This window comes from Mycobacteriales bacterium, assembly GCA_036497565.1.
In the GTDB taxonomy this organism is placed as follows: domain Bacteria; phylum Actinomycetota; class Actinomycetes; order Mycobacteriales; family QHCD01; genus DASXJE01.
The window spans coordinates 76,993-102,548 of the sequence record DASXJE010000188.1 but is presented as its reverse complement, the minus strand read 5'-3'; the positions used below and the strand labels follow the sequence as shown (position 1 = coordinate 102,548).

Below are 25,556 nucleotides of genomic sequence, written 5' to 3'. Positions count from 1 at the left end.
GCGGTACGCAGGTTGCCGATCCAGCCCAGCCCGGCGTACGCGAGGCCGACCACGCCGATGATGCCGACGGTGCCGCGGTTGTCCACCGCCGAGTCGACCGCTTTTCCGACCGTGGCACCGAACCCGCCCGGGATGTTCTCCTTGATCAGCCGGTGCAGGTCGGCGAACAGCTCCGGATGGCCGCTGAGGACGAAGCCGGCCACCGAAATGCTGAGCAGGATCAGGGGGAAGAGCGCGAGGAAGCTGAAGTAGGTGATCGCCGCGCCGAGGTGGTTGCCGTTGGACTTGGTGTACGTCGATCCGGCGCGGGCGAGGTGGTCGAGCCACGGACGGCGGGCACGCTCACGGGCAAACCATGCGCGGACCGCATCCACAGCGTCACCCCTCCCGGCTCCCGTCCAGCGGGAACTCGCGCCGCCGGCGCCAGGTGTTGCCGCCGCCGTCCTGCTCGAACATCGTGAACCCTGACACGCCGAAGCGCGCCTCGAAGCCGGACAGGCCGTCATACGCCGCGTCGAGCTGCGCGGTCGGCACGTTCTGCGCGACGGTCACGTGCGGGTGGTAGGGGAAGTTCGTCTCGCGGAAGAGCGGCCCGCTACGGACGTCGGCCTCGATCAGCTCGCACTGCGAGATCCCGGCCGACACCTGCACGAAGACGACCGGCGACACCGGACGGAAGGTCCCCGGTCCGGCCAGATGCAGCTCGAACGGCAGGTGCGCGGCCGACACCCGGCACAGGTGTTCCTCCACCTCGAACAGCGCGGCGACCTCGACCTCGGTCGGCGGCAGCAGGGTGACGTGGGGCGGGACGACCGCCGCCTGCGGGTCGCCGGCCGCCGCCCGTCGCTCCCGGAGCTCATGGTGGAACGGCTCGGGGAGACCGATGGCGACCCCGATCGTGCGGTAGTCCGGTTCGCTCACGCGGCCGACCCGCGCGTGGTGGTCATCCCTGGGCGGCCGGGAGGAAGCCGACCCGGTCGTAGGCCGCCGCCAGGGTCGCCGAGGCGACCTCCCGGGCCCGCTCGCCACCCTGGCCGAGCACCCGGTCCAGTTCGCCGACGTCCTCAATCCAAGCCCGGGTGCGGTCCTGGATCGGGGTCACGAACTCGACCACAGCCGTGGCGAGGTCCTTCTTCAGATCGCCGTAACCGCTGCCGGCGTAGGCCTTCTCCAGGTCCTCGACCGACCGTCCGGTGACCGCGGAGTAGAGCGTCAGCAGGTTGCTCACTCCGGGCTTGTGCTCGGGGTCGTAGCGGATCTCCCGCTCGGTGTCGGTGACCGCGCCGCGGATCTTCTTGGCCAGGGACGCGGGGTCCTCGAGCAGCCACAGACAACCCGGACCGCCGATGCTCTTGCTCATCTGCTTGGCGGGGTTCTGCAGGTCGAGGATCTTGGCGGTGTCCCGGACGATGTAGGGCTCGGGCACGGTGAAGGTCTTGCCGAACCGGGTGTTGAAGCGTTGCGCCAGGTCGCGGCTGAGCTCCAGATGCTGCCGCTGGTCCTCGCCCACCGGCACCTGGTCGGCGAGGTAGAGCAGGATGTCGGCCGCCTGCAGCACCGGGTAGGTGAACAGGCCCACGCTCACCTGCTCCTGCCGGGTCGACTTGTCCTTGAACTGGGTCATCCGGCTGGCCTCGCCGAAGCCGGTGATGCAGCCCAGCACCCAGGCCAGTTGGGCGTGCTCGGGGACGTGGCTCTGCACGAACAGCGTGCACCGGGCCGGGTCGAGGCCCAGGGCGAGCAGCTGCGCCGCCGCGACCCGGGTACGCCGGCGCAGCTCGGCCGGGTCCTGCTCGACGGTGATCGCGTGCAGGTCGACGACGCAGTAGAAGGCGTCGTGCGTGTCCTGCAGGGTCACCCATTGCCGCACGGCGCCCACATAGTTCCCGAAATGGAACGAATCGGCCGTCGGCTGGATCCCGGACAGCACCCGGGGACGGAGGGTGTCGAGCATCCCCACATTCTGACAGGCGGCCCGCCCGCCGGTGGATCCGGTCAGCCGGCGGACGCCTTGACCGCCGGCTCGCGCGGCCCGCCGACGTCGGGGTCGTCGGCGGACGGCGCCACCCGCAGCCGGGACACCCGCCGGCCGTCGAGCGCGACGACGGTGATCGTCCGGCCGTCCACCGCCACGGTGTCGCCGACGACCGGCAGCCGCCCGAGGGTGCTCATCACGAACCCGCCGGCCGTCTCGTACGGACCCTCGGGCAGCGTCAGCCCGGTCGCCTCGCCGAAATCGTCGAGGTTGAGCAGCCCGTCGACCTCGGCTTCTCCGGTGGCCAGGACCTGCCGGGCGGTGGCAGCGACGTCGTATTCGTCGTGGATCTCGCCGATGACCTCCTCGATCAGGTCCTCGAGGGTCACCAGGCCGTCGGTACCGCCGTACTCGTCGACGACGATGGCGACGTGGTAGCCCTCGCGGCGCATCTCCGAGAGCGCGGCGAGCACCTTCTTCGACCCGGGCAGGTGTTTGACCTCGCGGGCGATATCGGCCACCGTCGTCGCGCGGCCGGCGCCGTTGGAGCGGGCTGTGAGGTCGCGGATATGCACGTAGCCGATGACGTCGTCCTGGCCCTCGCCGATGACCGGGTAGCGCGAGTGCGGTGACTCGGCGAGCTTGCGCACCGCACGGCTCACGGTCGTCCCGCCGTCGAGGAACTCGACCTCGGTGCGCGGGATCATCACCTCGCTGACCTGCCGCTCCCCCGCAGCGAAGACGTCGTCGATCAGCTTGCGCTCGTCCGGGGACAGCTCCTCGTGGGCGGCCACCAGGCCCCGCAGCTCGTCCTCGGTGATCATCTCCCGGTTGGTGCCGGGGTCACCGCCGAGCGCCCGGACGACGCCGTTGGTGGTCTTGGACAAGGCCCAGATGACCGGCCGGGCAAGGGTGGCCAACCGCTCCAACCAGGGCGCGACCAGCCGGGCCGTGCCCTCGGCCCGCTGCAGGGCGAGCCGCTTGGGCGCGAGCTCGCCGACGACCAGGGTCAGGAACGAGATCACCAGGGTGACCCCGATGACCCCGATCACGCTCGCGAGACCGCTCGACACCCCGTGCGCGACGAGGACCCGCTTGGCCTCGCCGGAGAGGGTGACCGCGCCGAACGCCGACGAGAGCAGCGCGGTGAGCGTGACGCCGATCTGCACCGACGCGAGGAAGCGGTTGGGGTCGGAGACCAGCCGGGCGACCGCGGCCCCGCGCCGTCCCTCGGCGGCCAGCGCGCGGACCTGGCCCTCGCGCAGCGACACCAGCGCGATCTCGGCGGCGACGAAACAGCCTTCGATGAGGACCAGAAAGAGCACGACGGCGATATAGATGAGCGTGCTCACGGTCCACACCCCTGCGCCGTGCGCCTGGTACTCGGAGGATCGCCCACCCTCTCAGTGTACGGAAGTGCCGATAGGGTGCTGATCGACGAGATGCCAACCACGATGCCAACCACGGGGCCCCGGGCGGACGGCCCCAGGGCGGATGCGGAGGGTTCAGTGCGGCTGCTGGTCACCGGGGGCGCCGGCTACATCGGCAGCGTGGTCGCCCTGCATCTGCTCCGGGCGGGCCACGAGGTGACCGTGCTCGACGACCTGTCCACCGGCCACGCCGACGCGGTGCCGGACGGGGCGGAGTTCGTCGAGGGCGGTCTCGACGCGGCGGGCGCGGTGGTCGGCCGGACGACCTTCGACGGGGTCCTGCACTTCGCCGCCAAGTCGGTGGTCGGCGAATCCGTCGAGCACCCCGAGCGCTACTGGCACAACAACGTCGGCGGCACCATGGCGCTCCTCGACGCGCTGCGGACGGCCGGCGTACCCCGGCTGGTCTTCTCCTCCACCGCCGCGACCTACGGCCAACCCGAAGAAGTGCCGATCACCGAGACCGCCGCCACCCGGCCCACCAACCCCTACGGCGCCTCGAAGCTCACCGTCGACCTGATGCTGGCCTCGGAGGCCGCCGCGCACGGTCTCGGCGCGATGAGCCTGCGCTACTTCAACGTGGCCGGCGCGGTCGACCGCTACGGCGAGCGGCATGCCACCGAGACCCACCTGATCCCGATCGCCCTGCAGGTCGCGGCGGGCCGGCGCGACAGCCTCGCGGTGTACGGCGAGGACTACCCGACGCCGGACGGCACCTGCGTGCGCGACTACATCCACGTCGACGACCTCGCCCGGGCGCACCTTGCGGCCCTGGACGCCGCGGCACCGGGCGAGCACCGGGTCTACAACCTCGGCAACGGTGCCGGCTTCTCGGTCCGGCAGGTGGTCGAGGCGGTGCGCGAGGTCACCGGGCAGCCGGTGCCAACAAGTTCCGCACCGCGCCGGGCCGGCGACCCCGCGACGCTGGTCGCGTCTAGCGCGAAGATCCGCGAGGACTTCGACTGGGTGCCGGTGCACCCGGCCATCGAGGACATGGTGAGCGACGCCTGGCGCTTCACCCAGGAATACCTGTGACCGACGACCCGGGTGCCCGCTTCGCCGCGGCGTTCGGCCGGGCACCGCAGACGGTGTGGGCTGCGCCGGGACGGGTCAACGTGATCGGTGAGCACACCGACTACAACGACGGCTTCTCGCTGCCGATCGCGTTGCCGATGGTCACCACCGCGGCGGTCGCCGCCCGCGACGACGATCGGCTCGGGCTGGCGTCCGCGCAACGCCCCGGCGAGATCGTCGAGGTGGACCTGGCCGAGCTGGCGCCAGGGTCGGTCGAGGGCTGGGCCGCCTACGTCGCCGGCGCGGTGTGGGCGCTGGGTCAGGCCGGACACACCGTCGGCGGCTTCGACATCCTGATCGACGGCGCCGTACCGGAGGGGTCGGGGCTCTCGTCGTCGGCAGCCCTGGAATGCGCGGTCGTCGGCGCGCTCGCGCAGCTGGCCGGACTCGACATCTCCCGGCCCGATCTGGCCCGGGTGGCGCGGCACATCGAGAACGACTTCGTCGGGGCGCCCACCGGGATCATGGACCAGATGGCGTCCTTGCTCTGCGAGGAGCACCACGCCCTGCTGCTCGACGCCCGCAGCCTCGACGTGACGCAGGTGCCGTTCGGCCTGGTCGCCGAGGGTCTCTCCTTGCTGGTCATCGACACCCGGGCGCCGCATACCCACGTCGACTCCGAGTACGCCGCGCGGCGACGCACCTGCGAGGAGGCGGCGCGGATCCTCGGCGTTCCGGCGCTGCGGGACGTTCCGGAGGAGGCCCTCGAGGGGCACGGCCTCGACCGGCTCGACCCGGTCGCCCGCCGCCGGGTGCGGCACGTCGTCACCGAAAACGCACGGGTCCTCCGCACCGTCGAGCTGCTGGAACACGGTCGGGTGCGGGAGATCGGTCCGCTGCTCACGGCGTCGCACGCTTCGCTGCGCGACGACTACGAGGTGTCCGTGCCCGAGCTCGACGTTGCCGTCGACGCGGCGCTGCGGGCCGGTGTCTACGGCGCGCGGATGACCGGCGGCGGGTTCGGCGGCTCGGCGATCGCGCTGGCCGACACCGACCGGCTCGGGCGGGTGCAGACGGCGGTCGAGGCTGCCTACGCCGATCACAGCTTCACCGCCCCGCGCTTCTTCCCCGCCGTCCCGTCGGCCGGTGCCCGCCGGATGGTCTAGGTGAGCGCCGGCGAGGAAATCAGCGACGGCGCGCCACCGATCGACGACGAGCGGGAGCTCCTCTCCTGGACGGCCTACGCGTGGGCCAACCACGGCTGGGTGACCACCGTCGGCACCGTGCTGATCGGCCCGTGGCTGCTCGCCCTCGCGAAGAACGACGCGGGCTCCGGACGCGCGACGTTGTTCTCGATCGGGCCGTGGCACCTGTCGGCGTCGGCGTATCCGTCCTTCGTCCTGGCCGCGGCCGCCCTGCTGCAGATCCTGGTGCTGCCGGCGCTCGGCGCCTCCGCGGACGCCATGTCGGCGAAGAAGCGGATCATGCGCTGGTCCTGCCTGCTCGGCGCCGGGATCGCGGCGCTGCTCGCCACGACCGGCGGATCGGCGTGGCTCTACGCCGGGCTCCTCTTCCTCACGGGCAACATCGTCTTCGGCGCGAGCGACGTGGTCTACAACGCGTTCCTGCCGCAGATCAGCACGCCGGCCCGGCGCAACCGCGCGTCTAGTCGCGGCTTCGCGGCCGGCTACCTCGGCGGCGGCATCCTGCTCGCCCTCGACCTCGCGCTGCTGCAGCTGCACGACGCGGTCGGCATTTCGCAATCGACCGCCGTACGCCTGTGCTACGTCTCGGCCGGCCTGTGGTGGGCCGGCTTCGGCAGCTACGCCATCGCCGGCCTGCACGAACGCGGCCGACCAAAACGGACGGGGGTCGGGCCAGGTTTCGCCCAGCTGCGGGCCACGCTGGCGCTCCTGCGCACGATGCCGCACGCGTCCCGGTATCTGCTCGGCTACCTCTTCTTCTCCGACGCGATCTCGGCGGTGATCGCGCTCTCCTCCACCTACCTCACGCACGAGCTCTACGGCGACGATGCGACCAAGGCGGCGTCGTTCCTGTTCGCGTTGATCCTGCTGATCCAGTTCCTCGCGGTCGGCGGTTCGCTGCTCTTCGCCCGCATCGCCCGGCGTACCGGCACCAAGAACGCGATCCTGATCAGCCTGGTGATCTGGTGCGTCGTGGTCGTCTACGCCTACGCCGTCCTGCACACCAAGGCGCAGGCCGTGCTGATGGGCGTGGTCATCGCGCTGGTGCTCGGCGGCTCGCAGGCGCTGTCGCGGTCGCTGTTCTCGCAGATGGTGCCGCGCGGCCGGGAGGCGACGTTCTTCGGCATCTACGAGATCTGCGACCGCGGTACGTCGTGGCTCGCGCCGCTGCTGTTCACCGTCGTCGTCAGCACGACCGGGTCGTTCCGGCAGGCGATCCTGTCGCTCATCGCGCTGTTCGCGGTGGGAATCGTGCTGCTCGTCCTGACCGACGTCGACCGCGCCCGCGCCGAAGCCGCGGCCGTGCCTGCGATGTCCCACCCGTGACGGCCGACGCGGCCGCCGCTCCCCACCGGCGGTGGTCGCAGTGGCCGGGACGAATCTGGCGCAGCCACCTGGTCTTTGTGGCGCTCTTCGCGGCCGGCGTCGTACTCCGCGCAGCGACGACTTTCGCGTACCGGCCGGCCTTCATCTACGGCGACACGAAGTTCTACCTCGGCTACACCCGCGGCGTGTGGATCCCCGGCACGGCCCGGACCACCGCCTACTCGGTGCTGCTGCGTGGCCTGCTGCCGCTGCAGGGCCTCGACCTGGTCGCGGTGCTCCAGCACCTGCTCGGGCTCGCGATCGGCGTCGTTCTCTACGTCTTCCTGTTGCGCTGGGGATGTCCGCGCGGGTGGGCCGCGCTGGCGACGCTACCGGTCCTGCTCGACCCGCTGCAGGTGGTGCTGGAGCACTACATCCTCACCGACGTTCCCGCCGAGGCGATGGTCGTCGTCGCCCTGGTCGTTCTGGCCTGGCCGGCGCGGCGGCAACCGGCCGGGCGCGCAGAGCCCCGGCCGCCGGCGCGAGTGCGGATCACTCCGGTACGCGCGGCAATCGGCGGGCTGCTGCTCGGCCTGGCCACGATCACACGGTCCGGAGATCTGGCCGTCGGCGTCGTCGGCGTCGGCTACGTCCTGCTGATTGCCGGGCGCGGGTGGGGCCGCCGGATCTCCTACGCAGTGCTCGCCGGCGTGATGTTCGTGGCACCGGTGCTCGGCTACGCGAGTTGGATGCAGGCCACACGGGGGTCGTTCAGCCTCACCTACGGCTACGCCGGGCACTTCCTTTACGGCCGCGTCGTCGCCTTCGCCGACTGCACCGACCTCGACCTCCCCCGCCCCGAGCAGCAACTGTGCCCGCGCCTTTCACCGGACGAGCGCAACCTGGCCGCGCTGATGTGGCGCGGCTCCTCACCGTCGTTCGCCATCACCCCGCCGGCCGGGCTGACCGTCGACGACGTCGACGGCGACTTCGCGCGCCGCGTCATCAAGCACCAGCCGTTGGACTACGTGCGCACCGTGACCGGCGATTTCCTCTACAACTTCAGCCCGGTCCGCGGCCTCGGGCCGGAGCGCACCGCGAACTGGCACTTCCGCTACTGGCCGTTCTATCCCGACTGGGTGGACGACATGCAGCGGGTCGTCACCAAGTACGGCGGGTCGGACGTGGCGGTCGACACCGGCCTGGCCACGCCGCTGACCACGTACGGCAACTGGTACACCCCGGGGCTGCTCCTCGGTGTACTCCTACTGGCCGGTCTCGCGGCGGCCGCGGGGCTCGGCCGCGCGCGCCGGTCCGGGATGCGCCTGAGCGTGCTGCTGCTGGCCGCCGGACTGATCGCGAGCCTGGTCGCACCGGCCCTGCTGGTCGGCTACAGCACGCGCTACATCCTGACCGAACTCGCGCTGGCACCCGCGGTCGGCGTACTCGGCCTGACCGCCCTCTTCGCCCGCCGCTCGGAACCTTAGCTGGCCAGCGTCTTCTGCAGCTGCTCGTCGATCGCGGTGAGGAAGTCCTCGGTGTTGAGGAACGGCTGGTCCTTGCCGACCAGCAGCGCGAGGTCCTTGGTCATCTGGCCGCTCTCGACGGTCTCCACGCACACCCGCTCCAGGGTGTGGGCGAACTCCTGCACCGCAGGGGTCCCGTCGAGCTTGCCGCGGTGTTCGATGCCGCGGGTCCACGCGAAGATCGACGCGATCGGGTTGGTCGACGTCGGCTTGCCCTGCTGGTGCTGGCGGTAGTGGCGGGTCACCGTTCCGTGCGCGGCCTCGGCCTCGACGGTCTGTCCGTCCGGGGTCATCAGCACGCTGGTCATCAGGCCGAGCGACCCGAAGCCCTGCGCCACCACGTCGGACTGGACGTCGCCGTCGTAGTTCTTGCAGGCCCAGACGTAACCGCCGTCGCCCTTGATCGCCTGCGCGACCATGTCGTCGATCAGGCGGTGCTCGTACCAGATGCCCTTGGCGTCGAAGTCGGCCTTGAACTCGCTGTCGAAGATGTCCTGGAACAGGTCCTTGAACCGGCCGTCGTAGGCCTTGAGGATCGTGTTCTTGGTGGACAGGTAGACCGGTACGCCGCGGTCCAGGCCGTAGCGCAGCGATGCGCGGGCGAAGTCGCGGATCGAGTCGTCGTAGTTGTACATCCCGACCGCGACCCCGCCGCCCGGGAATTCGGCGACCTCACGCTCGACCGGCTCGCCGCCGTCGGCGGGCGTGTAGGTGATCGTGACGGTGCCCGGCCCCGGCACCACGAAGTCGGTCGCGCGGTACTGGTCGGCGTGGGCGTGCCGGCCGATGATGATCGGCTTCGTCCACCCGGGCACGTAGCGCGGGATGTTGCTCATCACGATCGGCTCGCGGAAGATCACGCCACCGAGGATGTTGCGGATGGTCCCGTTGGGCGAGCGCCACATCTTCTTCAGGCCGAACTCCTCGACCCGCGCCTCGTCCGGCGTGATGGTCGCGCACTTCACGCCGACGCCGTGCCGCTGGATGGCGTGCGCGGCGTCGATCGTCACCTGGTCGTCGGTGGCGTCGCGGTGCTCGATGCCCAGGTCGTAGTAGTCCAGGTCCAGGTCGAGATACGGCAGGATCAGCTGGTCCTTGATGAAGGCCCAGATGATCCGGGTCATCTCGTCGCCGTCGAGCTCGACGACCGGGTTGTCGACCTTGATCTTGGCCATGCTGTGGGTTCTCCTCGGTGACGGGGCCGTACTCAGGATGTGCTGGTGTGCGCCGGCGGGCGGCTCACATGTTCGCGATGTCGGACTGCTTGGCGCGCACCGCTTCCGCGGCGTGCCGGAGGTCGGTCAGCTCGGACTCGGTGAGCGAGCGCTCGGCGATCCGGCGTACGCCGCCGGCACCGATCTCCGCCTCGACGCCGAGATAGACGCCGGAGATGCCGAATTCGCCGTCGACCCAGGCGCACACCGGCAGCACCGTGCCGGCGTCCTCGGTGACCGCCCGCGCCATCCGCGCCGCCGCAGCGGACGGCGCGTAGTAGGCCGAGCCGGTCTTGAGCAGCTTCACGACCTCGCCGCCGCCGTTGCGGGTGCGGTCGACGAGCGCGTCGATCTGCTCGCCGGAGAGCAGTTCGGTCAGTGGTCGTCCACCCACCGTGCAGGCCGACGGCACCGGCACCATCGTGTCGCCGTGCGAGCCGAGGGTGAGGGTGCGCACCTGGCCGACCGGGACGTCGAGCTCCCGGGCGACGAAGTAGCTGAACCGCGCGGTGTCGAGCATCCCGGCTTGGCCGAGCACCCGGTTGCGCGGGAACCCGGTCGCGAGCTGGGCGAGGGCGGTCATCTCGTCGAGCGGGTTGGAAACCACGATCACGACGGCGTCCGGGGAATGGGCGGCCATCTGCTCGGAGACCTGCCGCACGATGCGCGCGTTGGTCTCGAGCAGGTCCATCCGGCTCATGCCCGGCTTGCGCGGCAGGCCGGCCGTGATGACGACGACATCGGACCCTGCGGTGGCCTCGTAGCCTTCGCCGTTCTTGCCGGTCGTCTGACCGATGACCGCGGTGTCGAAGCCCTCGATGGGGCTGGACTGGTTGATGTCCAGCGCCAGGCCCTCCGGCCGTCCCTCCACCACGTCGGTGAGGACGACGGTGTCGAACAGGTCGTATTCGGCCAGTCGCTGCGCGGTGGTCGAGCCGTAGAAACCGGCGCCGACCACCGTCACCTTGCCCTTGCCCATGGACCTCACTCCCAGTGCTCGCTGCTACGCCGACGGTGCGGGAACGCCGTTTCGAGGCTATCCGAGCAGGTCATCGGCGCCGACGTCAGGTCGCGCGGGCCGCCTGATGCGGCCAGCTAGCGCGGGCCGACCGAGCCGGTGGAGCGCAACCACAGTCCGAGGACGATGAGCAGCACCCCGACCCCGACGTAGCAGACGATGTCCGCCGTCCGGCCCCGGACCGCGAGCGGCCCGACCCGGCGTACCGGGAGGAAGGCCCGGAAACCGCCGGCGAGCAGCATCGCCGCGGCCAGCACCAGCACCCCGCGCAGCCAGTGCATCCCCACCAGGCCGACGTAGAGGAGCCCGGCGCCGGCGAGGCCGAGGACCAGGATCACCGGGCCGTTGCGGGTGTCGAACCGCCGCCGGCGCGGCCGGCTCGGGTCGCTCATCTTCCCGGGTCCGCCGGCGGGGCGCCCGCTCGTCCCGCTCATGGATTGATCACGTTCGGCCGCAGTTCCGGTGCCGGCTCGCCGCGCAGCACGGTCACCGCGGCGTCGGCCTGGGCCACCCGCACCAGGACGTGGTCGGTGGTGAACCCCGACATCGACGCGAACGGGATCCGGGCCTCGGCCAGCCGCGCCGCGACGTCGGCGAGGAAGCCCACGAGTTCCCACGGCAGCGGACCGGCGAAGGTGATGCGCTGCCAGCCGCGCTCGACCGCGGTCGCGTCGGGCAGGTCGTCGAGCGCGGACTCGGGGACGACGACGGTGGTCTCCTCCGGGTCGGCAAGTACGGCGAGCAACGGCTCCAGCCGCCGCGCCGGCCACCACCCGGCCGGAAACTGCACCACCGCGAGCGGCGTCGGGTCCAGGCTCGGCAGCAGGTCCGCCCGGCGTGCGTCGGATCCGTCCGGCATGCCGGTCACCGCTGGTCGATCGGCGCCCACGCCTGCTTCGCGGGACCGACGTATTCGCTGTCCGGACGGATCAGCCGGTTGTCCAGGTGCTGTTCGATCACGTGCGCCGTCCAGCCCGACATCCGCGACACCGAGAAGACCGGGGTGAACAGATCGGTGGGGATGCCGAGGGAGTGGTAGACGCTCGCGGCGTAGAAGTCGACGTTGGGATAGAGGCCCTTCGCGTCGAAGACGGTGCGCTCCATCCGTTCCGACATGCGGTACCAGCGCTCGTCGCGGGCCAGTTCGCCGAGCCGCCGCGACATCGCCCGCAGGTGCGTCGCACGCGGGTCCTCGGTCCGGTAGACCCGGTGCCCGAAGCCCATCAGCTTCTCGCCGCGGTCGAGCCGGTCGCGCACGGAACGGTCCACCTCGTCGTCGGTGGCTCCCGCCGGGTCGCCTGCGTGCAGGCTCAGTGACTCCAGCACCGCCATCACGGCTTCGTTGGCGCCGCCGTGCAACGGGCCCTTCAGCGTTCCGATCGCGGCGGTGACGGCCGAGTGCATGTCGGAGAGGGTCGCCGCGCAGACCCGCGCGGCGAACGTCGAGGCGTTCATCGTGTGGTCGGCGTGCAGGACGAGGCACTCGTCGAACGCGTCGACCGCGACCGGGTCGGGGGTCCGTCCGGTGATCTGCAGCAGGAAGTTGCCGGCGATCCCCAACCGCGGGTCGGCCGCCGGAACCGTTCCGCCGGTCCGCGCGGAGTGAAACCGGGCGATCAGCACCGGGACCTGCGCGACGAGCCGCACCGCCTTGCGGTCGTTGGCGTCCGGGCTGTTGTCGGCGGCGTCGGGATCGTCGGCGGACAACGTCGACACGAGGGTGCGCAGCGCCTCCATCGGCCCGCACTTGTCGGCGATCGCGGGCAGCACCGTCTCGACGGCGCTGCCGAGGGCGCTGCGGCCGTGGGCCAGCTCCGCACGGTAGTCGTCGAGCTGCCCCGCCGTGGGCAGGCTGCCGCGCTGCAGCAGGTGGGCGACCTCCTCGAACGACGTACGGCCGGCGAGGTCGTGGATGTCGTAGCCGCGGTAGGACAACCGCCCGGCGTTGCCGTCGATGTCGCTGATCGCGGTGCTGGCCGCGACGACGTCGGCAAGGCCCTTGGCGGGGCGGCTCGCGGCTGCCCCGGGGATATCGGCCATCACGCTGCCTTCCCATCGGGGCGGATCACTACCGAGCGTATACGAGCTGACCCGAGTGTGGCGGTCACGAGCGACAGTGTGCCAGGCGGGAGAATGGCCCAGGGACGCGCGGCGGCAGGCCGACCCGGCCCGCGACGGAGGGCGGCGATCGTGGTGAGCGACACCAAGTTCGGGACGACCCGTACCCGGGCGTGGAAGAACGGGCGGCTCGAGGCCGAGGGCTTCCCGCTCGAGGAGGTATCGGACTACCTCGACCGCGGCGACTGCCTCGTCTGGGCCGACGTCCCCAGCGAGGACGACGACACCCTCAATCAGGTGGCCGAGGAGCTCAGCCTGGACTCGCACGCCGTCGAGCAGGCGGTGATCGCCGGCGGGCGGGCCAAGCTCGACCGCTATCCGGCCTACCTGTTCCTCACCTGCTACGGGACCTACCTCGACACCGGCTCCGGTGAGATCTCGATCAGCAAGCTCTCGACGTTCGTGACCGAGCGGGCGCTGATCACCGTGCACCGGGAGGCGGACGTCTTGTCGCAGGCGATCGTGCAGCAGTGGGACTCGGATACGGAGCTCGCGACGTACGGCGTCACCGGCCTGCTGCACGGGCTACTCGATGTCGTGATCGACACGCACCTCGACGCCGTCCAGTCACTCGACGACCAGATCGACGACCTCGAGGACCTGCTCTTCGACGACAAGTTGCGGATCCGCTCCGTGCAGCGGCGTACCTACGAGCTGCGCAAGAGCCTGGTGCAGGTACGCCGGGTCGTGCTGCCGATGCGCGAGGTGGTCAACACCCTGCTGCGCCGCGACCTGCACATCGTCCCCAGCGAACTCACGCCTTATTACCAGGACGTCTACGACCACGTCCTGCGCGCCAGTGAATGGACCGACAGCCTGCGCGACCTGGTCTCGACCATCTTCGAGACCAACCTGTCGTTGCAGGACGCCCGGCTCAACAACGTGATGAAGAAGCTCACCGCGTGGGCGGCGATCATCGCCGTACCGACCGCGATCACCGGCTACTACGGGCAGAACATCCCCTATCCCGGCTTCGGCCGGCACTGGGGCTTCTGGGTCAGCACCGCAGTCATCGTCGGCCTGATCTTGGTGCTCTACCGCGGTTTCAAGAAACGCGAGTGGCTCTGATCGTCAGCTCTCGTCGTCCGCGGGATCGCCGAAGATGAGGCCGTGTGCGGCCGCGAAGTGCACCGCTCCGTCGATGTCGATGCGGGCGCCGGCGAAGTGGGCCGATTCCCACACACCTGCGTCGAGGATCGCGCCGCGCAGGTCGGCTCGGTCGAGCCGGGCCCCGAGCATGCGCGCGTCGGAGAGGTCGGCGCCGCGTAGATCGGCGCCGGTGAGATCCGCCTCGGTCAGGTTGACCCCGCGCAGCCGCTGACCCGACAGGTCGATGCCGGTGAGCGTGGCCCCGCCGAGCGACACCAGGGTCAGGTCGCAGTCCTGCAGGGTCCACGGCACGTGCCGGCAGTCGACGAAGACCGACCCGGTGAGCTTGCAGCCGACCAGCGTCGAGCCGCGCAGGCCGGACCGCTCGAAGGTGCAGCCGAGCAGCGCGGTGGCCTCGATGCGGGCGCGGGACAGGTCGGCACCGGTGAAGTCGCACCCGGTGAAGCTGCACGACCGCACCACCGAGTCGGCGAAACCGGCGTCGCGGAATGTGCAGTCCACATAGGACTGACCGACGATCTCACGGTCGGACCACTCGACGTCGGAGAAGTCCTCGCCCTCGATCTCCGCGGCCGGTTCGGTCATCGTCTCATTGGACGTCGTCGGGGATGTCTTAGTGGAAGAAGTGCCGGGTGCCGGTGAGATAGAGGCTGACCCCGGCGGCCTTGGCCGCGGCGATGACCTCCTCGTCCCGCACGGAGCCACCCGGTTCGGCGACCGCCCGCACGCCCGCGGCGAGCAGCACCTCGAGACCGTCGGCGAAGGGGAAGAACGCGTCGCTGGCGGCCACCGAGCCGACCGCCCGGTCACCGGCCCGGGCGACGGCGAGCCGGGCCGCGTCGACCCGGTTGACCTGGCCCATCCCGACGCCGACCGTCGCTCCGTCGTGGGCCAGCAGGATCGAGTTGGACTTCACCGACCGCACCGCCCGCCAGGCGAAGGCGAGATCGGCGAGAGTCGCCTCGTCGACAGCGTCGCCGGCCGCGAGCGACCACGTCGCCGGGTCGTCACCAAGTGCGTCGACCCGGTCGGTGGTCTGCGCCAGCATCCCGCCGGTGATCTGCCGGAGTTCGGTCCGCGCAGCGTCGGCGGGCGACGGGCAGCGCAGGATCCGGACGTTCTTCTTGCGGGCGAGCACCTCGACCGCGCCGTCGTCGTAGGACGGCGCGACGACGACCTCCGTGAAGATGTCGGCCACCTGCTCGGCCATCGCGACACTCACCGGCCGGTTGGTCGCGATCACGCCGCCGAACGCGGACACCGGGTCGCAGGCGTGCGCCTTGCGGTGCGCTTCGGCCACGTCGGCGCCGACCGCGATGCCGCACGGGTTGGCGTGCTTGATGATCGCCACGCACGGGTCGGCGAAGTCGTGCGCGGCTCGCCGGGCCGCGTCGGTGTCGACGTAATTGTTGTAGGACATCGCCTTGCCGTGCAGCTGCTCGGCCTGCGCGAGCCCCGGCGATGCGTCGCGGTCGACGTAGAGTGCGGCCGCCTGATGCGGGTTCTCCCCGTAGCGCAGGCTTTCGGCCCGCTCGAGCGCGATCCCGACGAAGGGCGGGAAGTCGTCCGGTGCGGCGAACCAGGACGCCACCGCGACGTCGTACGCCGCCGTGTGGGCGAACGCCTTCGCCGCCAGCGCCCGCCGGGCGGCCAGTTCGAATCCGCCCGCCCGCACCGCCGCGAGGACGTCGTCGTAGGACGACGGATCGACCACCACCGCGACACTCGGGTGGTTCTTCGCGGCCGCGCGCACCATCGACGGCCCGCCGATGTCGATCTGCTCCACGACGGCGTCCTCGCCGACGCCGGACGCGACCGTCTCCCGGAACGGATACAGGTTGGAGACCACGAGATCGAACGGCTCGACGCCGAGTGACTCCAGCTGCTCGACGTGATCGGCCCGCCGGCGGTCGGCAAGGATGCCGGCGTGCACGTTCGGGTGCAGCGTCTTCACCCGGCCGTCGAGCGTCTCGGGAAAGCCCGTCACGTCCTCGACCGGAGTGACGGGCACACCCGCCGCGGCGATGTGCCGGGCGGTCGACCCGGTCGACACGATGGCGACGCCGGCGGCGTGCAGACCGCGGGCGAGCTCCTCCAGTCCGGTCTTGTCGTAGACGCTGATCATCGCGCGCCGGATGGCGACGCGGTCGCCGCCCTGGCCGGCACCGTTTACGTCGCTCAGTCCCTTATTGTTCGCTCCGCTCACGGGATCGTCACCTTCCGTCCGGATACCGTCCACCCGTCCCGGCACATCCGCTCGACCGTGCCTACGAGCAGCGTGCGCTCCACACTCTTGATGCGTTCGTGCAGGGTCGCTTCGTCGTCGCTGTCGAGCACCGGGACCGACGCCTGGGCGATGATCGGCCCGGCGTCGACGCCCTCGTCCACGACGAACACCGAGCACCCGGCGAGCTTGACCCCGTGCTCGAGCGCATCGCGTACGCCGTGCATCCCCGGGAACGACGGCAACAGTGCCGGGTGGGTGTTCATGAACCGGCCACCGAAGCGACCGAGGAACTCCTTGCCGACCAGCTTCATGAAGCCGGCGGAGATGACCAGGTCCGGCCGGTGCGCCTCGACGGCGTCGGCCAGCGCGCGATCCCAGTCGGCGCGGTCGGGAAAGTCGCCCACGCGCAGCGCGAACGTCGGCACGCCGACCAGTTCGGCCCGCGCCAGGCCCTCGATGCCGGTCCGGTCGGCGCCGACGGCGACGATCTCCGCCGGGAAGGACGGCTCGCGGGACGCGTCGAGCAACGCCTGCAGCAGGGTCCCGGTGCCGGAGACGAGTACGACGATGCGCACGGGCTGCGGAGGTACGGGCACGCGCCGAACGATATCGGCACGCCGGTCAGGCCTCCGCGGCCGCCTCGCGACGATGCTGCCGCCACCGGATCAGGGCCACGGCGAGGCAGGCGATCACGGCGACCTCGACGGCCACCGCGACGCCGATCTGCCAGGACGACGGCCCCACCGCCGACAGCCGGCCGTCGCCCACCTTGCCGCCGGAAAGTACGGCGAGCACGGCGAACGCCGCACCGGCGACCGGTCCGGTGGCGGCCGCCCAGCCGACGAGGTGCAGCGCCGGCGAGCCGGTGAGCCGGCGGGCGAGCAGCCGCCCGGCCAGGCCGCCGGCGACGACCGGCACGGCCAGGCCGAGCCAGTGCAGCGCCGGGAGGTCGGCGGTCTGCGGCAGCCCGGACAGGAGCGGGAAGGCGGGCACCGGGCCGAGCGTGACGCCGAACATCGACACCGTCGTCCCGGTGCCCACGGCGAAGCCGGGACCGCTGAGGTAGGCGGTGGCCCAGACCACCGCGTTCGGCACGAAGAGCAGACCGAGAAGCAGCAGCAGGATCCCGCCGACCACGCCGGGTTGGAGGCCGCGGGTGAGCGCGGCGAACCGGCCCGCGTGCAGACAGAGCGCGGTCGCGGCCAGCAGTCCCCCGCCGGCCAGCAGCGCGGCGACGGAGAGCAGGGCGGCGCGGCAGACCGCCGGAGCCGCCGTGGGAAGCCGGCCGGCGAGCACCGGTCCGAGCTGCGCACCGCGCGCCACTCCGACGGCGCCGGCCAGCGCCGCGACGACGATCGTGGAGCCGATGGCGCCGAGGAGGCCGACCTGAATCGTGGTGCCCCGCACGGCCACCTGCACCGCCGCCCCGGCGACGGCGTAACACCCGGCGAGCACCAGCACCGCGCGGGCCGCCTCGCCGACCCCGCGCAGCTCGACGCGATGGGCGACGACGGTGCCCGCCCGGGCGAGCAGCAGCACCGGCACCGCGAGCAGGCCGAGCGGCACCAGGTCGACGCCGCCGATGCTCGTCCGGACGCCGGAGTGGTGCGCGAACAGCCACACCTGGCCCGCCGTACGCAGTGCGTCCGGGGCGGATCCGGTGCTGTCGGCCGCCGCTCCCCACGCGACGAGCACCAGGGCGGCCACCACGATGAGCCCACCCGCCGCCGCGGCCAGCCCGGCGAGCGCGGCGATCCAGAGCGCCGTCGCCCCGCTGCGCCGGTCGGGCGGGGCGGCCGCGCGCCCGGGGCGTCGCAGCAGGTCCATCACGACTCGAACTGTTCCAGCGGCAGGTACGGGTCGCCGACAGGCGCGCCGGGGCGAGCGGCCAGTGCGAGGGACCGTGCGCGACTACTGCGAGGGACCGTTCGGCGGAGGCTGGTCGGCGGGCGGCGCAGGAGGTTGCGGGTAGCCACCCTGAGGAGGCGGGTAGCCGCCGGGCGGCGATTCCGGCTGGCGGGCGCCGGCCGGCGGCTGCCCGTAGGGCGTCGGCTGCGGGTAGCCGCCGGGGGCGTTCGGCTGCTGATAGCCCTGCGGGTAGCCGTAGGGCGGGTAGGGGCCCTGCGCCTGCTGGTATCCCGGCGGATATCCCGGGTCGCCCCACGCCTGCTGGTACGGCGAGGGGGTCTTCGGGCGGACCGTGACCCAGCCGCTCGTGCGGACCCAGCCGACAACGGCGGCAACCACCTCGATCACCCCGAAGACCGTGACCAGGATCAGCCCCCACTGCCGGCTCAGGTGCACGTTGGCGATGTCGAAGAGCGCTCCCGCGCCGCGGCTGATCTGCACGATGATCGCGATCGCCCCGACGAGCGCCAGCACGGCGGCTGCCGGCGAGGCGATCTTCTTGTCCGCGGCCTTCTTGTCCGCAGCCTTCTTGTCGTCGGCCTGCGTGACCTCCGCGGCGCCCCCGTCGCCGCCCGGCTCGAGGAGCGGCAGGAGCGCGACGATCCCCGCGAGGACCAACAGCACGACGCCGGCGCTCCCGAGCCCAAAGTCCCAGCCGGAGAAGGTGGTGCTCGCCCCTCCGACGTCGACGCCGAACCACGGCATGAACGCGAAGATGAAGCACAGGAGTCCGCACCCCGCGACGACGAGGTCGAACGGCGTCAGCACCGACATCGGCCGCCCCGAGGGACGAGGCCGTGGATTCGGGGCCGGATAGCCGGCCGGCGGTCCGGCCTGCGGGGGGTACCCGGTCATGGGGTGGCCTCCAACTCGGACAGATCCACCACAACGGGTAGATCACACTCGCACTGTAGCGCGGCGAATCCGGCCGTCGCGGCTGCTCGGCACGATTGCGGTCAGCGCACCGCCGGGGCGCTTCTCCGCATGGCCGCCGCGGCCAGAGCGGCCTGTACGGCGACCGCGACGACGGCCAGCACCAGCCAGCCCGTGCGCTGCAGCGCGAGGGACTCACCGAGCACCTGGGTAGCCGGCGAGATCGCCACCCGGATCAGGCCGAGCACGGCGGCGGCCAGCGCGGCGGCCGCAGTGAGCACGCCGTGCCCCGGCCGGCTGGCGAGGAGACCGGCGAGCGCGGCCAGCACGACGAACGACGAGCCCACGGCGCTGTCCCAGGCCCACTGGTCGGGCGGCACGACGGCCCCGACCTGCCCGCTCTGTTCGGCGGCGACGACGTGGAACCACGGAAGGAACGACACCGCCAGGACGACGACGCCGAGCACGCCGACGACGACCCTGGGCGACACCTCGAACTCCCGCGCCATCGCCTGCACCTCACCAACCCGGACTAACCGATCAGCCCCATGAGGCGTCGCTTAACCGCCCGCGGTCAATGATCGCTCCGGAGGTACCCGCGCGTCCAGACAAAACGCGCTGAGGTGGCACCCGGCGGCGACGAGGGGATGCAGGCTGACCCGCGTTTCTAGCGGGAGCCCATCGTCTCCTTCATCAGGCCGGCGGTCTCGCTGGGCGTCTGCCCGACCCGCACCCCGGCGGCCTCGAGCGCGTCCTTCTTCGCCTGCGCCGTACCGGACGACCCGGACACGATCGCGCCGGCGTGGCCCATGGTCTTGCCCTCCGGCGCGGTGAAACCGGCGACGTAGCCGACGACCGGCTTGGTGATGTGCGCCTTGATGTAGTCGGCGGCGCGTTCCTCCGCGTCGCCGCCGATCTCGCCGATCATCACGATCGCGTCGGTATCGGGGTCGTCCTCGAAGGCCTGCAGGCAGTCGATGTGCGTGGTGCCGATGACCGGGTCGCCGCCGATGCCGACGCAGGTGGAGAAACCGACGTCGCGCAGTTCGTACATCATCTGGTAGGTCAGCGTGCCGGACTTGCTGACCAACCCGACCCGCCCCGGCTGCGTAATGTCGGCCGGAATGATCCCGGCGTTGGATCGGCCCGGGCTGGCGACGCCGGGGCAGTTGGGTCCGACGATGCGGGTCGCCCCGCCGGCGGCGACGGCATGAGCCCAGAACGCGGTCGAGTCATGCACCGGGATGCCCTCGGTGATCAGGATCGCCAGCGGGATACGGGCGTCGACAGCCTCGATGACCGCGGCGCGGGCGAACCGGGGCGGGACGAAGCACACGGTGACGTCGGCCCCGGTCTCGGCCATCGCGTCACTGACGGAGTCGAAGACCGGGAGCGAGGTGCCACCGAAGTCGACCTTCTGCCCGCCCTTTCCCGGGGTGACGCCGCCGACGACCTGCGTGCCGGCGGCGAGCATCCGACGGGTGTGCTTGGAGCCCTCCGACCCGGTCATCCCCTGCACGATGACCCGGCTGGTCTCGGTGAGGAAGATCGCCATGGCTCAGGCTCCTTGTGCGGTCGTCGCCGCGAGTTCGGCGGCGCGTTCGGCCGCTCCGTCCATCGTGTCCAACTGCGCCACCCCGGGCAGGTCGGCCTCGGTGAGGATGGCGCGGCCGGCCTCGGCGTTGTTGCCGTCCAGGCGGACCACCAGCGGCTTGTCGACCTTCTCGCCCTTCTGCTCGAGCAGACCGAACGCCTGGACGATGCCGTTGGCGACCGCGTCGCAGGCCGTGATGCCGCCGAAGACGTTGACGAAGACGCTGCGCACCGAGCGGTCGGACAGGATGATCTCCAGCCCGTCTGCCATCACCTCGGCGCTGGCGCCCCCGCCGATGTCGAGGAAGTTGGCCGGCCGGACCCCGCCGTGCCGTTCCCCGGCGTAGGCGACCACGTCCAACGTGGACATCACCAGCCCGGCGCCGTTCCCGATGATCCCGACCTCGCCGTCGAGCTTGACGTAGTTGAGGTGCTTCTCCTTCGCGCGCGCCTCGAGCGGGTCGTCGGCCGCGGCATCGGCGAAAGCGGCATGGCCCGGCTGCCGGAAGGCGGCGTTGTCGTCGAGCGTCACCTTGCCGTCCAGGGCGATCACCGCTCCGCCGGGCGTCTGGACGAGCGGGTTCACCTCGACGAGCGTCGCGTCCTCGGCGGTGAACACCTTCCACAGCGCGACGACGACCTGCGCGGTCTGCTCGGCGATCTGGGCCGGGAACCGGGCCGCCGCCACGATGCGGCGCGCCGTGTCGGCGTCGACTCCGGCCAATGGGTCGATCGGTATCCGGGCCAGCGCGTCCGGCTTGGTGCGCGCGGTCTCTTCGATCTCGACGCCGCCCTCGACCGAGCCGATGGCGAGGAACGTCCGGTTGGCGCGGTCGAGCAGGAAGGAGAGGTAGTACTCCTCGGCGATGTCACTGGCCTCGGTGACCAGCACCCGGTGCACGGTGTGGCCCTTGATGTCCATCCCGAGGATGGCCGTCGCCTTCTCCGCCGCCTCGGCCGGAGTCTCGGCGAGCTTCACCCCGCCGGCCTTTCCGCGGCCCCCGGTCTTGACCTGGGCCTTGACCACGACCGGTCCGCCGATGCGCCCGGCGATGGCTTGCGCCTCGTCCGGTGTCGTCGCGACCTCGCCGGCGAGTACCGGCACGCCATGCTTGGCGAAGAGTTCCTTCGCCTGGAATTCGTACAGGTCCACTGCGTCCGTCCTGTCCGCACCGTCCGTCCCGCCGCGTCGCGGGCCGCATGCGAGGGTATCCGCGGCGCCGTCGGCCGCCCGTGCGGGGCCCGTCAGGTCGCGGGCGCCCCGACGTGTTCGGTCACCCAGTCGACGATGGCCTGCGTGGTGGCCCCGGGTGTGAAGACTTTGGCCACACCTAGCTTCTCCAGCTCGGGGATGTCGCCTTCGGGGATGATGCCGCCTCCGAAGACCACGACGTCGGTGGCGCCCTGCGCATGCAGCAGCTCCAGCACCCGGGTGAACAGTGTCATGTGCGCGCCGGAGAGCACCGAGAGCCCGACGCAGTCGGCGTCCTCCTGGATGACCGTCGCCACGATCTGCTCGGGCGTCTGGTGCAGGCCGGTGTAGACGACCTCCATCCCGGCGTCGCGCAGCGCGCGGGCCACCACCTTCGCGCCCCGGTCGTGACCATCGAGACCGGGCTTCGCCACCACGACCCGAATCCGACCGCTCACTGGCCCTCCCGGACGACGACGACGGCCCCGGTGCCGACGGACCCAGTGTGCACTAGGGCCGGCCGGTTCGGCGGGTAGAGGGCTGCCCGCCGACCGCGCGGCCGCGGGGCTTGCGGCCCTGCGCCGATCCTGCCTTCTTCGCCGTCGCCGGCCCTGCCTTCTTGGCTGTCGCGGGCGCTGCCTTCTTGGCCGTTGCCGGCCGACCCGCCGGTTCGCTGCGGTCGGCCGGCGAGCCGGTCGGAACGAGCACGGCTCCGGCCGCGAGCAGGAGCACGAGGACCGCGGACACCACTTCGGCGACCGTCCCGACGCTGGTCGCCAGGTCGCGCGATCGGGTGATGACCACGAGATTGTCGATCGACAGGGCGAGCAGAACGACCCCGACCGAGGCCAGGATCCCGACCGTCGCCAGCCACGGCCGGAAGGTCGCCGCGAGTACGCAGCATGCGACGACCACGATGACCAGGATCAGCCCGCCGATCCGGCCGATGCCGGTCTGCTGGATGACCGAGGGCGGCGCGACGCTGAGGGCCGAATCGCTCGGGGCCATGCTGAACGCGATCGCCGCGATCGCGCCGACGAACAATCCGAGTGCGCTGAAGGTCGGCCGCCACCCGTCGAGGCTCCCGTCGTCCTCGGTGACCGTGCGGGCCCACCCGGCGACGGCGGCGACCAGGCCCAGGACGAGCAGTCCGGCAGCGGCGATCCCGAGCCAGAGCCCGGGGCCGACGGCGTACCGGTTGCCGGCCAGCGCCTGCCCGCCGACCGGCAGGTCGAGGACCGTCCGGTGCCCGGTGTCGAGCAGCCACACCCACCGCAGCCCGATCCCGACGGCCAGGGCACCCGCCGCGCCGATCACCGCCAGCCCGAGTCGCGGGAGCCGCCCGGTGGCCGCCGAGACGCCCGCCGCGGCGAGCAGCACGATCGCCGGGAGCCACGCAGCCAGGGAGGCGACCCCGGGCGTGGCGCCGATCTGGCGGCCGCCCGCGCTCGCCGCCGGGACAAAGGGTCGGATCAGCAGGCACAGCGCCGCCGCGGCAGCGGCCACGCCGGCGACCCGACTCCATCCGGAGATCGCGCCGACGACGAGTCCCTGCCCACGCCAGCCGGCGGATCGGATCGCCACATCGCCGCTCGACCGGGTCGTCGGTCGTCGCACGGCCGAGCCCGCCCGGGACGCGGCGGTGGCCGCGGTGGGGCGTGACTTCTTCGTCGTCTTGGCCACGCCACACGCTAACAACGCATCGGATCGCGTGCTGCACCGCCGACCACTCCCGCCGATACGGCGCGGCGGCGGACCGGATTGCGGCGACTTGGCGCTATTTTTCGCACATGCTTCTCCGCGCTGGCCGCTAGAATCACGTTATGTAATCTCCCGATTACGGGATTCGGGGACGGGAGTCTGCCCATGCGCAAGGTCGCAGTCATCGCCGCGGCGGCAACGGCCGCTATCGGCGTCCTTGTGCCGAGTGTCGCCGGCGCCGAGGGCCCGGGCGGTTCGGCGGCTCATCCGAGTCCCGGCGCCATCGTCGGCACCTACAAGGGGCAGGACGTGCAGTGCGATCCGCCGACCAGCCCGTTCGGCCAGGGCGCGATCGTCTACCAGAAGCCCGGGGTCACCGTCCGCAAGTTCACCCGCACCACCGGTACGCCGATGTACGGGGCGAGGGCAACGGTCTACGGCACTCCCCGGGTCCGACCCGGGCCGCTGCTGCGCGGCCCGATCACCTTCCTCGAGACGCTGCGCGAAAAGTTCTCCACCTCCGGCGCCTATGCCGCAATCAACGGCGACTTCTTCGACTGGGGGAAAACCTGGGCCAGCCTCGGCCCTGAGGTACTTCGCGGCGGGCGGGCGATCAAGGGCCTGAGCACACCGCAGAACGTCATGCTCAGAGGCCTGGACGGCCGCGCCGCCACCGGACAGCTCTGGCTGACCACCGGGATCTCGCCGGGTAAGTCCTGGGTGCACGCGCAGTCCTACAACACCGACTTCCTTGCCAGCAACGGCATCACGCTGTTCGACAAGTACTGGGGCGCCGCGTCGCGCAAGTGGTTGGCCCCGACGCAGTCGCCGCTGCGCGAGGCCATCGTGTCGCACGGCAAGGTCGTCTCGGTGTCCAACACCCTGACCTCCAAGGCCGTCCCGCCCGGCGGCTACGCCATCGTCGGGCAGGGCTCAGGGGCCCGCAGCCTCGACGCCGCCGGCCTGCATGTCGGCGGGCCGATCACGGTCGACATCCGGATGCACAGCACGTCGCACACCGGGGTCGACTCGGCCATCGGCGTCGGCCTCGGCCTGATCCACAAGGGCAAATACCTCGGCCCGGCCTGCGTCGCCGACCGCCCGTTGGCCCGCACCCTCGTCGGCGTCTCCAACGGCGGCAAGACCCTCATCATGATCGCCTGCGAGGGCTCCATCGACGGCGGGAAGAAGGGCCGCCAGGGCCTCTCGCTGCGTGGGGCGAGCGCGGTCATGATGTCGATGGGCGCGACCGACGCGGCGATGTTCGACGGTGGCGGCTCCACCGGCATGGAGGTCGCCGGGGCGCGGGGCGTTGCACAACTCACCATCCCGGCCGACGACGCCGACCGGCACATCCCGGAGGGCTTCGCGGTCTGGCCGAGGTGACGCTCGCCCCTAACCCGATCTAGACGCGCCCGCACCGGCACGCGTGGCGTCCGGATGAACTCCCTCGATTTTGGCTACCTTTGTGCACCGTAGTCAGAGGTACTCGAAGGGAGTGCGCAATGCAGCCCACGACGACCTACCCCGTTCAATTCTCGGTCGACTATCCCGATCGAACACTGAATCGCTTGACGACCTTCTTCCGGATATTCGTCATCATCCCGATCGCGATCGTGCTCGGCGCCGTGTCCGGCCAGACGTGGCAATGGTCGTCCGGGCATACGAGCCGGGTGGTCGCTGCAGGAGCGGGCGGCCTGCTCTTCTTCGGCCCGTTACTGATGATTCTCTTCCGCAAGAAGTACCCCCGATGGTGGTTCGACTGGAATCTCGAGCTCCAACGGTTCAGCACCCGCCTCACGGCATTCCTAGCCCTGATGGACGACCAGTATCCGTCCACCACAGATCACCAGTCTGTTCATCTCGAATACGACTACCCCGATGCCGAGCGCGACCTCAACCGGTGGTTGCCACTGGTGAAGTGGTTCCTCGCTATTCCGCATTACATCGTGCTGGCGTTCCTGGATATCGCGGTCGTGGTGGTGCTGATTATCACCTGGTTCGCCATCCTGTTCACCGGTCGGTATCCGCGGGGGATCTTCACCTTCATCGAGGGCGTCCTCCGGTGGCACAACCGGGTCCTCGCCTACGCCATCGTTCTCGTCACCGACCGGTATCCGCCGTTCCGGCTCTCTGCGTGACCGAGA

General features: G+C 71.2%; 26 protein-coding genes. 7 read left to right on the top strand and 19 right to left on the bottom strand.

What is annotated here, in order from left to right; all coding sequences use genetic code 11:
• The 4 genes from VGH85_16085 to VGH85_16070 all read right to left on the bottom strand — a co-directional run.
• Positions 1-374 (bottom strand): YhjD/YihY/BrkB family envelope integrity protein (locus VGH85_16085; protein ID HEY2175328.1); only part of this gene is annotated, 374 nt, incomplete at its 3' end.
• Between the two features lie 4 nt (positions 375-378).
• Positions 379-921 (bottom strand): 2'-5' RNA ligase family protein, encoded by a 543-nt coding sequence (locus VGH85_16080; GenBank protein HEY2175327.1) that lies wholly within the window; start codon positions 919-921, stop codon positions 379-381.
• 22 nt (positions 922-943) lie between these two features.
• On the bottom strand, positions 944-1,954 hold the full coding sequence (trpS, locus tag VGH85_16075) for a tryptophan--tRNA ligase (protein ID HEY2175326.1): 1,011 nt from the start codon (positions 1,952-1,954) through the stop codon (positions 944-946).
• A 41-nt stretch (positions 1,955-1,995) separates the two neighbouring features.
• Entirely contained in the window at positions 1,996-3,327 is a 1,332-nt protein-coding gene (locus tag VGH85_16070; protein ID HEY2175325.1) for a hemolysin family protein, read from the bottom strand.
• Positions 3,328-3,483: 156 nt separating this feature from the next.
• On the opposite strand from VGH85_16070, the gene galE reads away from it, so the two are divergent.
• Genes galE through VGH85_16050 form a run of 4 tightly spaced genes read left to right on the top strand, consistent with a single transcriptional unit; the run spans position 3,484 to position 8,416 of the window.
• Positions 3,484-4,440, top strand: a complete 957-nt coding sequence (gene galE / locus VGH85_16065) for a UDP-glucose 4-epimerase GalE (GenBank protein ID HEY2175324.1) — start codon at positions 3,484-3,486, stop codon at positions 4,438-4,440.
• Entirely contained in the window at positions 4,437-5,585 is a 1,149-nt protein-coding gene (gene galK / locus VGH85_16060) for a galactokinase (GenBank protein ID HEY2175323.1), read from the top strand. The genes galE and galK overlap by 4 nt, the downstream gene beginning before the upstream one ends.
• Positions 5,586-6,950 (top strand): MFS transporter, encoded by a 1,365-nt coding sequence (locus tag VGH85_16055; GenBank protein HEY2175322.1) that lies wholly within the window; start codon positions 5,586-5,588, stop codon positions 6,948-6,950.
• Entirely contained in the window at positions 6,947-8,416 is a 1,470-nt protein-coding gene (locus VGH85_16050; protein ID HEY2175321.1) for a hypothetical protein, read from the top strand. The genes VGH85_16055 and VGH85_16050 overlap by 4 nt, the downstream gene beginning before the upstream one ends.
• Here VGH85_16050 and VGH85_16045 read toward each other — a convergent pair.
• The 5 genes from VGH85_16045 to VGH85_16025 form a co-directional block, all read right to left on the bottom strand.
• The gene (locus VGH85_16045; GenBank protein ID HEY2175320.1) at positions 8,413-9,630 is read right to left on the bottom strand and encodes an NADP-dependent isocitrate dehydrogenase; all 1,218 of its coding nucleotides are present in this window, start codon (positions 9,628-9,630) and stop codon (positions 8,413-8,415) included. The two genes, VGH85_16050 and VGH85_16045, sit on opposite strands and share 4 nt — an antisense overlap.
• Positions 9,631-9,694: 64 nt before the next feature.
• Positions 9,695-10,648, bottom strand: coding sequence for a malate dehydrogenase (mdh, locus tag VGH85_16040; protein HEY2175319.1), 954 nt, complete (start codon positions 10,646-10,648; stop codon positions 9,695-9,697).
• 116 nt (positions 10,649-10,764) lie between these two features.
• Complete coding sequence (locus VGH85_16035; protein ID HEY2175318.1) at positions 10,765-11,079, bottom strand: DUF3017 domain-containing protein; 315 nt, start codon at positions 11,077-11,079, stop codon at positions 10,765-10,767.
• A gap of 38 nt (positions 11,080-11,117) precedes the next feature.
• Complete coding sequence (locus tag VGH85_16030; protein HEY2175317.1) at positions 11,118-11,546, bottom strand: ACT domain-containing protein; 429 nt, start codon at positions 11,544-11,546, stop codon at positions 11,118-11,120.
• 5 nt (positions 11,547-11,551) lie between these two features.
• Positions 11,552-12,727: a citrate/2-methylcitrate synthase gene (locus VGH85_16025; GenBank protein HEY2175316.1), complete on the bottom strand. Its 1,176-nt coding sequence runs from the start codon at positions 12,725-12,727 to the stop codon at positions 11,552-11,554.
• 150 nt (positions 12,728-12,877) lie between these two features.
• On the opposite strand from VGH85_16025, the gene VGH85_16020 reads away from it, so the two are divergent.
• Positions 12,878-13,873 carry a magnesium transporter CorA family protein gene (locus tag VGH85_16020; GenBank protein HEY2175315.1) on the top strand — a complete coding sequence of 332 codons (996 nt, stop codon included), beginning with the start codon at positions 12,878-12,880 and terminating at the stop codon, positions 13,871-13,873.
• Between the two features lie 3 nt (positions 13,874-13,876).
• Here the strand turns inward: VGH85_16020 and VGH85_16015 are convergent, their stop codons facing one another.
• The 10 genes from VGH85_16015 to VGH85_15970 form a co-directional block, all read right to left on the bottom strand.
• Positions 13,877-14,500, bottom strand: a complete 624-nt coding sequence (locus VGH85_16015) for a pentapeptide repeat-containing protein (protein HEY2175314.1) — start codon at positions 14,498-14,500, stop codon at positions 13,877-13,879.
• Positions 14,501-14,528: 28 nt separating this feature from the next.
• On the bottom strand, positions 14,529-16,052 hold the full coding sequence (gene purH, locus VGH85_16010; protein HEY2175313.1) for a bifunctional phosphoribosylaminoimidazolecarboxamide formyltransferase/IMP cyclohydrolase: 1,524 nt from the start codon (positions 16,050-16,052) through the stop codon (positions 14,529-14,531).
• A gap of 65 nt (positions 16,053-16,117) precedes the next feature.
• Complete coding sequence (gene purN, locus VGH85_16005) at positions 16,118-16,738, bottom strand: phosphoribosylglycinamide formyltransferase (GenBank protein ID HEY2175312.1); 621 nt, start codon at positions 16,736-16,738, stop codon at positions 16,118-16,120.
• A 25-nt stretch (positions 16,739-16,763) separates the two neighbouring features.
• Positions 16,764-17,969 (bottom strand): DUF6350 family protein, encoded by a 1,206-nt coding sequence (locus VGH85_16000; protein HEY2175311.1) that lies wholly within the window; start codon positions 17,967-17,969, stop codon positions 16,764-16,766.
• An 84-nt stretch (positions 17,970-18,053) separates the two neighbouring features.
• Entirely contained in the window at positions 18,054-18,905 is an 852-nt protein-coding gene (locus VGH85_15995; protein HEY2175310.1) for a hypothetical protein, read from the bottom strand.
• Positions 18,906-19,006: 101 nt separating this feature from the next.
• A complete protein-coding gene (locus tag VGH85_15990) occupies positions 19,007-19,432 on the bottom strand; it encodes a hypothetical protein (protein HEY2175309.1) in 426 nt (141 codons plus the stop codon).
• Positions 19,433-19,590: 158 nt separating this feature from the next.
• Positions 19,591-20,478: a succinate--CoA ligase subunit alpha gene (gene sucD, locus VGH85_15985; protein ID HEY2175308.1), complete on the bottom strand. Its 888-nt coding sequence runs from the start codon at positions 20,476-20,478 to the stop codon at positions 19,591-19,593.
• A 3-nt stretch (positions 20,479-20,481) separates the two neighbouring features.
• Positions 20,482-21,669 carry an ADP-forming succinate--CoA ligase subunit beta gene (gene sucC, locus VGH85_15980; GenBank protein ID HEY2175307.1) on the bottom strand — a complete coding sequence of 396 codons (1,188 nt, stop codon included), beginning with the start codon at positions 21,667-21,669 and terminating at the stop codon, positions 20,482-20,484.
• A gap of 92 nt (positions 21,670-21,761) precedes the next feature.
• Positions 21,762-22,166, bottom strand: coding sequence for a cobalamin B12-binding domain-containing protein (locus tag VGH85_15975; protein HEY2175306.1), 405 nt, complete (start codon positions 22,164-22,166; stop codon positions 21,762-21,764).
• Positions 22,167-22,218: 52 nt separating this feature from the next.
• Entirely contained in the window at positions 22,219-23,391 is a 1,173-nt protein-coding gene (locus tag VGH85_15970) for a hypothetical protein (protein HEY2175305.1), read from the bottom strand.
• 183 nt (positions 23,392-23,574) lie between these two features.
• On the opposite strand from VGH85_15970, the gene VGH85_15965 reads away from it, so the two are divergent.
• Both VGH85_15965 and VGH85_15960 read left to right on the top strand, forming a co-directional pair.
• Entirely contained in the window at positions 23,575-24,795 is a 1,221-nt protein-coding gene (locus VGH85_15965; protein HEY2175304.1) for a phosphodiester glycosidase family protein, read from the top strand.
• A gap of 185 nt (positions 24,796-24,980) precedes the next feature.
• Positions 24,981-25,550, top strand: coding sequence for a DUF4389 domain-containing protein (locus VGH85_15960; protein HEY2175303.1), 570 nt, complete (start codon positions 24,981-24,983; stop codon positions 25,548-25,550).
• The last annotated feature ends 6 nt before the right edge of the window (positions 25,551-25,556 follow it).